The following is a 9,788-nucleotide window of genomic DNA, read 5'->3' on the forward strand; positions in this document are numbered from 1 at the left end:
TCGATGGGTATGGCGCTACCGGGGCATACACTCGTTGTGTTAGATAGTGATATGAACATATTACCTGACGGCGAGCAAGGAGAACTGGCAGTAGTGGTCAGTCAATCGCCAGCATTTTATTTCCGTGGTTATAGCTGGAATGAAAAAGACGCCTTCTCTGATGACTATTACTTAACAGGCGACGTGGTCGAGCGCCACAGCGATGGTAGTTATTGGTTCTCTGGGCGTGATGATGACATTATTATCACGGCAGGTTACCGAGTTGGGCCAACCGATGTTGAAAATACCGTGCTTGAGCATGAGGCAGTCGCAGAGTCAGCGGCAGTTGGGGTACCAGACGAAGTGCGTGGTCATACCATTAAGTCTTATGTGGTGCTAAAAGATGGTATCGAAGGGACGGACAAGATTGCCAAGGAGATTCAAGACTTGGTACGTAAGCGTCTATCAACTCATGCTTATCCGCGTGAGGTTGAGTTTGTAGAAGCACTACCAAAGACCCCAAGTGGTAAGATTCAACGCTTTTTGCTGCGCAGTTTATCGGAAGCATAAATGAATTGAAGTATTAATAAGACAATAAAATAGACAGTTTATAAAAATATCAATCAAAGGAAAAGTTATGCAAATTGAACAACACAGCTTTTTGGTTACGGGTGGTGCGTCAGGTTTGGGTGAGTCAGTAGTGCGTGCTATCGTGGCTCAAGGCGGCAAGGTTGTCATCGCAGACCTTAACGAGTCAACGGGGCAAGCCTTAGTCGATGAATTGGGTGACCATGCTCGTTTTGTGCGCTGTGATGTGACGAGTGGCAATGAGGTGCAAGCGGCTGTTGATATGGCTGAAAGCGAATTTGGTGGTCTGCAAGGGTCGATAAATTGTGCTGGTATCGTTGTTGTACAAAAGCTCTTAGATCGTGAAAATAATCCTGCAGATCTCGATGCCTTTAGTCGTGGCGTTAATATCAATCTTGTGGGTTCTTTTAACGTGGCACGTTTGGTGGCGGCTAGTATTGCTAAGCGGGTGGCTGTTAGTACAGCCACCGAAGTCAATGCTGACAATGGCATTATCATTAATACTGCTTCTATCGCCGCTTTTGATGGGCAAGTCGGACAAGGCAGTTATGCTTCATCTAAAGCTGGCGTCGTTGGTATGATGTTGCCGCTCGCACGTGAGCTGACTCGTCATGGTATCCGTGTCATGACTATCGCGCCTGGGGTGTTTGCAACGCCTATGATGCAAAGTCTGCCTGAAAAGGCACGTGAGCAGCTAGAGGCAGCGGTACCGTATCCTAAGCGTTTGGGTAATCCAAATGAGTTTGCCAAATTGGTCATGCACATCATTGATAATGCTTATCTCAATGGTGAGGTGATTCGCTTAGATGGTGCGATACGTATGGTGTAATCATTCATTGAAAGGCTAAATATTCATAACGTGTCCCTATTTATAAAGGCAGTTGGCTACTCCAGCTGCTTTTTTTATTTTTTAAAAAGTAGGCTATGGGATTTTTATTGAACAGTTAACTCATAAACCTTAGCAATAAATAGTCGTGTAATAGGTTGTAAATAATAGGGGTAATAGGTTGTAAGCTGTCTCAGAAAAGCATATATTTGTTTATCAATATAATAATAAGTCTGTTCAAACCCTGACTTAACGTTTGAAGTTCTACGAATAATTCTCTTTAAAAAATATTCATAATAATAAATATGAACGCGTTAAAATTATATTTGATATACTGAATATATTAATGGCTACTGATAAGCGCTAGAGTCAAGGTTTTATTGTATTTTTAGCTGATAGAAACCCGTTACTTAAGATCAATTATAAAAGGACATAATAATGAGATTTGAAAAATTTACGCAAAAACTACAAGCCGCTATTCAAGAAGCACAAAGTCTGGCTTTAGGGCGTGATCATACGGGTATTGATCCAGTACATTTACTTGCGGTCTTGCTACAAGATGAGGCCAACTTGTCAATCTGCCAACAAGCAGGTGCGTCTATTCCAGCATTGAAAAATGGTGTGGCAAAAGCGTTAGACAACCAAGCAACCATTGCTGAGCCAACGGGTGACGTTAATTTAAACCCAAACTCAGTTAAAATTTTGAATTTGGCAGACCGCCAAGCACAAAAAGAAGGTGATGATTTTATCGCCACTGAATGGGTGATGTTGGCACTTGCTGAGCAAGGCGATACCAAGAAGATATTTGAAAGTGCTGGCGTTACAGCCAATAAACTAAAAGCTGTGATTGAGCAGCTACGCGGTGATGATACTGTGAACAATCAAAATGCCGAAGATCAGCGTGACGCGCTCAATAAATACACCATTAATTTAACCGAGCAAGCGGAGCTTGGTAAGCTTGATCCGGTGATTGGTCGTGACGAAGAGATTCGCCGTACCATTCAGGTACTGTCTCGCCGTACCAAGAATAACCCAGTGCTGATCGGTGAGCCGGGTGTTGGTAAAACGGCAATTGTAGAAGGTTTGGCGCAAAAAATTATCAACGGTGATGTGCCAGAAGGTCTACGCCGTAAAGAAGTGCTGTCATTGGACTTGGGTGCGTTGATTGCTGGTGCAAAATTCCGTGGTGAGTTTGAAGAGCGTCTCAAAGCGGTACTTAGTGACTTATCGAAGCAAGAAGGCAACGTGATCTTATTTATCGATGAGCTACATACGCTAGTTGGGGCAGGTAAGGCAGATGGCGCAATGGACGCCGGTAATATGCTAAAACCAGCGCTTGCTCGCGGTGAGCTGCATTGCGTCGGTGCCACGACTTTAGATGAATACCGTAAGTATATCGAAAAAGATGCGGCACTTGAGCGTCGTTTCCAAAAAGTGCTTGTCGATGAGCCAACGGTCGAAGACACCATTGCTATTTTACGTGGTCTAAAAGACCGTTATGAGCTGCATCACGGAGTCGTTATTCAAGACAGTGCGATTATTGCGGCTGCTCGTATGAGTCACCGCTATATTACTGATCGCAAGCTACCTGATAAAGCCATCGATTTGATTGATGAAGCCGCCAGTCGTCTGCGTATGGAAATGGACAGCAAACCTGAAGCATTAGGTAAGCTCGATAGCCGTCGGACTCAGTTAAAAATGCAGCGTGAAGTGCTTAAAAACGAAGAAGATGCGGGCGCGCAAGCAGAGCTTAAAATATTAGATACTCAGATTGAAGAGCTTGAAAAAGAGTATGCGGATCTTAACGAGATTTGGCAGGCTGAAAAGGCTTTAGTCGAAGGGAGTAAGCAGCATAAAGAAAACTTGGACAAGGCACGTATTCAATTAGAGAAAGCCACGCGTGATGGCGATTATGCAGAGATGTCTCGATTACAATACGGTGTAATACCTGAACTTGAAAAACAAATTGCCGATATTGATTCGGCTGAGCAAAAAGAGCAAACGGGCGAGCCAATAGCTGTAAAATTGCTACGCAATAAAGTCACAGATCATGAGATTGCCGAAGTCGTTGCTGCAGCGACTGGTATTCCGGTTAATAAAATGATGCAAGGCGAGCGTGATAAAATGCTGGCGATGGAAGAAAAACTCCATGAGCGCGTCATCGGTCAAGATGAAGCAGTCGAAGCGGTAGCCAATGCGGTACGTCGTAGTCGTGCTGGCTTGTCGGATCCGAATCGCCCTTCAGGTTCGTTCTTGTTCTTAGGACCTACAGGTGTCGGTAAGACTGAGCTGACCAAATCGTTGGCGAACTTCTTGTTTGATTCAGAAGATGCCATCGTCCGTATCGATATGAGTGAGTATATGGAGAAGCATAGCGTTAGCCGCTTGGTTGGTGCACCTCCAGGTTATGTGGGCTATGAAGAAGGTGGTGCTTTGACTGAAGCGGTACGCCGTAAGCCTTATAGTGTGATTTTATTTGATGAAGTTGAAAAAGCGCATCCTGATGTTTTCAATATCTTGCTACAAGTGTTGGATGATGGTCGCCTGACTGATTCACAAGGTCGCGTCGTAGACTTTAAAAACACCGTCATCATTATGACCAGTAACTTGGGTTCGCATAAAATCCAAGAGATGGTTGGTGAAAGCTACGAGGATATCAAAGCGGAAGTCATGGAGTCGGTTGGACAGCATTTCCGTCCAGAGTTTGTCAACCGTATCGATGAGATCGTGGTGTTCCATCCGCTCGGTATGTCACAAATGGCTGGTATTGCTGCGATTCAGTTAAACCGCTTGCGTCAGCGTCTATATGAGCGTGAGCTAGATATCGAGTTATCAGCAGAAGCGCTGAACAAGCTGGTTGCGGTTGGTTATGATCCTGTTTATGGCGCGCGTCCACTCAAACGTGCCATTCAGCAAGAGATTGAAAATCCATTGTCATTGAAGCTGCTGGCTGGTGATTTTGTCGCTGGTGATATCATCAAAGTTGATATCGGCGCGGATGACAAACTGACGTTTGATAAGCTTAGAATGAGCTAATATTAAACGCCAAACGACTGTTATGATTTAAAGCTACCCCCTTATTTGCGAAAGCGATTAAGGGGTTTTTCTATGAAAAATATACTATAGAAAACACAATCTGTACCAGAATGGGCAGTGCGCTTGCTATATTATAAAAAAGCTCACAAGGATGATTGGCATGATAACTATCAAAATGATAAGTATAAATATGGCGAATAATAGTAGTATTACTCAAACGACTATTAGAAATACTAGGCTTAAAAAGTATCTCGCAGCGTCAGTAGCAACGATGTCGCTGTTATTTAGTACGGCTGCTTGTTCCAATCAATCGGCAATAGATACTAATGCCGATTTGGCAGAATATCAAGACGCTGAAACCTCAGCAGTAGATGTTGCCAGTACGGATAAACCTGCCTTCACTACAAAAGCCATTGCTACCTTTGATGAGCCATGGGCAATGACGGCATTACCTATCGTTAGTAATAAACCACCAAAACTGCTTGTCACACAAAAGACAGGCGAATTATTTATTGTTGATACGGCAACAGGTACTAAGACAGAAATCGCTAGCGTGCCTAAAGTCGCTTACGGGGGACAAGGCGGTCTTGGTGATATTATTCTTGCACCAGATTTTGTTACCTCTAACAACGTATATATTAGCTACGTTGAGGCAGGCACTGGTGATGATAGTAATAAATTTGGTGCTAAAGTTATTAAAGCCAAACTATCAGGTTTGGATACTGGTCAACCAAGTTTGCAGAAGATGGTCCCAATTTGGCAGCAATTCCCCAAGGTCACAGGACAAGGACACTATAGTCACCGTTTATTATTTTCACCTGATGGGCAATATTTATATATCAGCTCAGGCGAACGTCAAGAAAAAACTCCTGCTCAAGATATGACTGTCAATTTGGGCAAAATAATACGGATAAACGCTGATGGCTCCATGCCAACAGACAATCCATTTGCGGATACTGGCAATGATATATCTAAGCAGTTTTGGACAATAGGACATCGCAATGTGCTTGGTATGACATTTGATGATAGTGGACGGCTTTGGGCGCATGAGATGGGCCCAAGGGGCGGTGATGAATTTAATCTTATCGAAAAAGGCAATAATTATGGCTGGCCAGTTGTGTCCAATGGACGCAATTACTCAGGTCTTGATATTCCTGATCACGATACACGGCCTGAGTTTGCTGCACCCAAAATTACTTGGACGCCAGTAATATCGCCATCCTCCATAAGTATATATGCCGCTGGTAGTCACAATGACTTTCCTAGCTGGCAGGGTAATGCCCTTATCAGTGGCTTATCTTCTAAAGCGCTTATCATAGTCAGCTTTAGTGAAGGCAGTACCGCTGCTGAGCGTTATCGCTATGATATGGGTGAGCGTGTCCGCAGTGTGCTGGCAGTAGACGGGCAAGTGTGGGCGCTTGAAGATGGTAATGGTGGGCGATTACTGAGACTATCGCCTAAGTAGGATCGTGCTAAAGTTGTTTTTATTTGCATAGTTCTTTAGTTATTCTAAAAAAAATTATTAACTTATCTAGAGCAAATTAAGGGTTTTATCAAGTTTTAATTTGTAATTGATTGATACTTAAAGCCTATTTTGTTAAGGTGATGTTCCTTAAATTTTGAGACTTGCACATGGAAGAAGTAAAAGTAGGCAGATTAGGCCCTTTTCCACGGGTGAGTAAACCTGTGTTTATTACATCGACACTGTTGATTATTGGATTCATTATTTTCGGCGCACTTTTCACTGAAACAGCAGGGGCAGTCTTTAGTTTTTTACAAAATTTTATTACTGATAAATTCGGCTGGCTGTTTATTCTCTTAGTTAATGCGGCGCTTGCACTTTGTATTTACTTAGCAATGAGTCGCTATGGTGACATTCGGCTAGGCAATCAGACGGAGCGACCACAGTACAATCTGTTTTCGTGGATTGGCATGTTGTTTTCCGCAGGTATTGGTATTGGCCTAGTTTATTGGGGCACAGCGGAGCCGTTGTATCATTTTATGGCACCACCAATGAGCGATGCCGAAACGGTTGCAGCAGCAAAGCAAGCGATGAACATCTCATTTATGCATTGGGGTCTACACGCTTGGGCGATCTATACGATTGTGGCGCTATCTTTAGCGTATTTTCATTTCCGCCGCGGTCTGCCCTTATCGATTCGATCAACTCTATACCCTATACTCGGTAAACGAATCTATGGTCGATGGGGACATACTGTCGATATCTTGGCCGTATTTGGTACGATGTTTGGCGTGGTCACCTCACTAGGGCTAGGGGTGCTGCAGATCAACTCCGGACTCGAAAAGCTATTTGGTACACCTAATAGTCTCACTGTACAGTTTGGTTTGATTGCTTTCATCACAGGGCTTGCAGCCATTTCCGTTATGATGGGTTTAGATAAAGGTATTAAGCGACTGAGTGATATTAACATTGGATTCACGATCGTCTTATTGGCGTTTATGGTCATTTTAGGACCGACACTCTTTATCTTTGATAGCTTTATTGAAAACATCGGAAACTATCTGACCGTGATTGTGCCTCTAGGTACATGGGGCGAGTCTTATAGTGGGACAGATTGGCAGAGTAGTTGGACGATATTTTATTGGGCATGGTGGGTCAGTTGGGCACCATTCGTTGGTATCTTTATTGCCCGTATCTCTCGTGGTCGTACCATTCGTGAATTTACGCTTGGGGTATTACTGATCCCAATGCTTATTTTGTTCTTCTGGTTTACGACCTTTGGCGGCGTTGCTGTTCATATGGAACTTGCCTCTGCTGTGTCAGGTGTTAGCCCAGGATTGGTTGAAGCGGTACAAGCGGATACCGGTAGTGCGATCTTTAAATTGGTTGAGTACTATCCATTGGCAAAACCGATTACGCTACTGATCGTCGTTATGATTATGCTTTGGTTTGTGACGTCATCAGACTCGGCCAGTTTTGTTATCGATATGCTAACAGCTGGTGGTGATACCAATCCACCAAAAATTCAGCGTTTGTTTTGGGCAACTACAGAAGGCGTTATCGCTGCTATACTACTAGCGGCTGGTGGGCTGTCTGCTTTGCAGGCCGCTGCTATCGTAGCAGGACTACCGTTTGCCTTAGTGATTTTTGTCATGATGTACGCGTTGTTACGTGGTCTTAGCCGCGATCGTCTGATTCTATATCGAGCTCAGCAGAATTTTATTACTGATGAATCGGCAGATCACAACTCGGCTAATGAGTTCGTCGACGAGCATTTACTAAAAGGGCCACCCAAGATAGTTAAGGGTGACTAAGAAGTAAAATAGTTATTTACGTCGTTAATAGAAACCCCAATTTAAGAATAAATTGGGGTTTCTTTATTGGGGTTTATAATTGAAGTTTATTTAGAGTAAATGTGGTTTAACTAAAATATAAATCAGTGTGTCACTAACGTTTCTATACATTAGCCACTGTTTTTGAGGTGTTATATTTGATAATTGGCTCATACCTTGGTATGGTTACGCACTTTTTTTTGGGGGAATACCTATGGATCATGTAAAAGTTGGACGATTAGGCCCTTTTCCACGGGTAAGTAAACCTGTGTTTTTAACCTCAGCACTATTAATTCTGGTGTTTATCATCTTTGGTGCTTTTTTTAATGACCAAGCAGAACTGGTATTTGGTCACGCAAAAGCATTCGTGTCTTTGCGCTTTGGCTGGTTCTTTATTGTGGTGGTCAACTTAACGCTAGTGATGAGTATTTATATGATATTCAGTCGCTATGGTGATATCAGGCTTGGTCATCAGAACGAGAAGCCCGAGTATAATATAGTCTCTTGGATTGGCATGCTGTTTTCAGCTGGCATCGGTATTGGACTGCTCTATTGGGGCACCGCTGAACCCTTGTACCATTTTATGGCGCCGCCATTAGGAGAGCCCGAAACGATCGCCGCCGCCAAGCAAGCGATGAATATCTCGTTCCTGCATTATGGCTTACATGTGTGGGCGCTCTACGGCATGGTTGCTTTGTCATTGGCTTATTTTCACTACCGAGTGGGTTTACCACTGGCCATCCGCTCGACACTTTATCCTATATTGGGTAAAAAAATCTATGGTGGTTGGGGCCATACGGTCGATACGCTGGCGGTATTTGGGACGATGTTTGGGGTAGTGACCACGTTAGGTCTTGGGGTATTGCAGATTAACTCAGGTCTTGAGACGTTATTTGGTATTCCCAATAATATTACAGTGCAAATTATATTGATTGCCTTAATCACTATGCTGGCTGGTCTATCTCTGTTTATGGGGTTAGATAAAGGGATTAAGCGCTTAAGTGACACCAATATATTATTTACTGTGATATTGCTAAGCTTTGTGATTATTTTAGGACCGACTCAGTTTATTCTAAATAGCTTTGTAGAGAACATCGGCAACTATTTACATCAGATTGTGCCACTAGGTCTTTGGACAGAGTCTTATAACGGTGAAGAAAACTGGCAAGCATCATGGACGATTTTCTATTGGGCATGGTGGATAAGCTGGTCGCCTTTCGTTGGTGTGTTCGTGGCTCGTATCTCTCGTGGACGGACCATTCGCGAGTTTATCTTAGGGGTGTTATTAATCCCTATCACTATCTTGTTCTTATGGTTTACCGCTTTTGGTGGTTCGGCGGTTAATATGGAATTAATGGCAGCCGCTGACCCTAATCTCATTAGCCCAGGTTTGATTGAAGCTGTCAAGGCAGACACAGGTAGCGCTATCTTTAAGTTGATGGAGTCTTATCCATTTACGTCAGCTTTGAACTTGCTCATCGTAGTGATGATTGTTCTTTGGTTTGTCACGTCATCGGATTCAGCAAGTTTTGTTATTGACATGCTGACCTCAGGTGGCGATGCTAATCCGCCAAAGATTCAGCGCCTATTTTGGGCGGGTACCGAAGGTGTTATTGCAGCGGTACTATTGGCAGCAGGCGGGTTGAGTGCCTTACAAGCGGCTTCAATTGTTTCAGGCTTCCCGTTTGCGATTGTGATAGTTGTGATGATGTATTCGTTACTGCGTGGCTTAAGTCGTGACCGTTTGATACTGTATCGTAATCAGCAATGGTTTATCACTGAGGAATCCGCTGAGCACAATTCAGCCAATGAATTCCGTGATGAGGGTTTATTGACAGGTCCACCTGATATTGAAAAGCCTGAAGGTTAAAGATCTTGGACAATGTTTAAATAGCAATGAAGTTAAAAAAGTCCCAACTTATATAAAGTTGGGACTTTTTAAGTTTTGCATATCTGTTTATCATCATAAATAGCATCTGAGTAGGGTTGTAGTCTGATTCCTATAAGCAATGCGCTACGCTATACACATTGCCCTTTTACATAACCGATGGCGGAGGTGGTTCCA

The 9,788-nt window shown here is 43.4% G+C and carries 6 protein-coding genes; all 6 read left to right on the top strand.

Annotated features, from left to right (window positions below; all coding sequences use genetic code 11):
* Positions 1 to 549, top strand: a 549-nt coding sequence (locus VLN09_RS06670; RefSeq protein WP_414709097.1) for an AMP-binding enzyme, incomplete at its 5' end; no start/stop codon positions are given.
* A gap of 67 nt (positions 550 to 616) precedes the next feature.
* Positions 617 to 1,396: an SDR family NAD(P)-dependent oxidoreductase gene (locus tag VLN09_RS06675; protein ID WP_325244876.1), complete on the top strand. Its 780-nt coding sequence runs from the start codon at positions 617 to 619 to the stop codon at positions 1,394 to 1,396.
* A 435-nt stretch (positions 1,397 to 1,831) separates the two neighbouring features.
* The gene (gene clpB / locus VLN09_RS06680) at positions 1,832 to 4,429 is read left to right on the top strand and encodes an ATP-dependent chaperone ClpB (RefSeq protein ID WP_325244878.1); all 2,598 of its coding nucleotides are present in this window, start codon (positions 1,832 to 1,834) and stop codon (positions 4,427 to 4,429) included.
* A gap of 271 nt (positions 4,430 to 4,700) precedes the next feature.
* Positions 4,701 to 5,894, top strand: coding sequence for a PQQ-dependent sugar dehydrogenase (locus VLN09_RS06685; RefSeq protein ID WP_414709098.1), 1,194 nt, complete (start codon positions 4,701 to 4,703; stop codon positions 5,892 to 5,894).
* 167 nt (positions 5,895 to 6,061) lie between these two features.
* Positions 6,062 to 7,705: a BCCT family transporter gene (locus VLN09_RS06690; RefSeq protein ID WP_325244882.1), complete on the top strand. Its 1,644-nt coding sequence runs from the start codon at positions 6,062 to 6,064 to the stop codon at positions 7,703 to 7,705.
* A 232-nt stretch (positions 7,706 to 7,937) separates the two neighbouring features.
* A complete protein-coding gene (locus VLN09_RS06695; protein ID WP_325244884.1) occupies positions 7,938 to 9,593 on the top strand; it encodes a BCCT family transporter in 1,656 nt (551 codons plus the stop codon).
* The last annotated feature ends 195 nt before the right edge of the window (positions 9,594 to 9,788 follow it).

This window comes from Psychrobacter sp. (assembly GCF_035469765.1).
In the GTDB taxonomy this organism is placed as follows: domain Bacteria; phylum Pseudomonadota; class Gammaproteobacteria; order Pseudomonadales; family Moraxellaceae; genus Psychrobacter.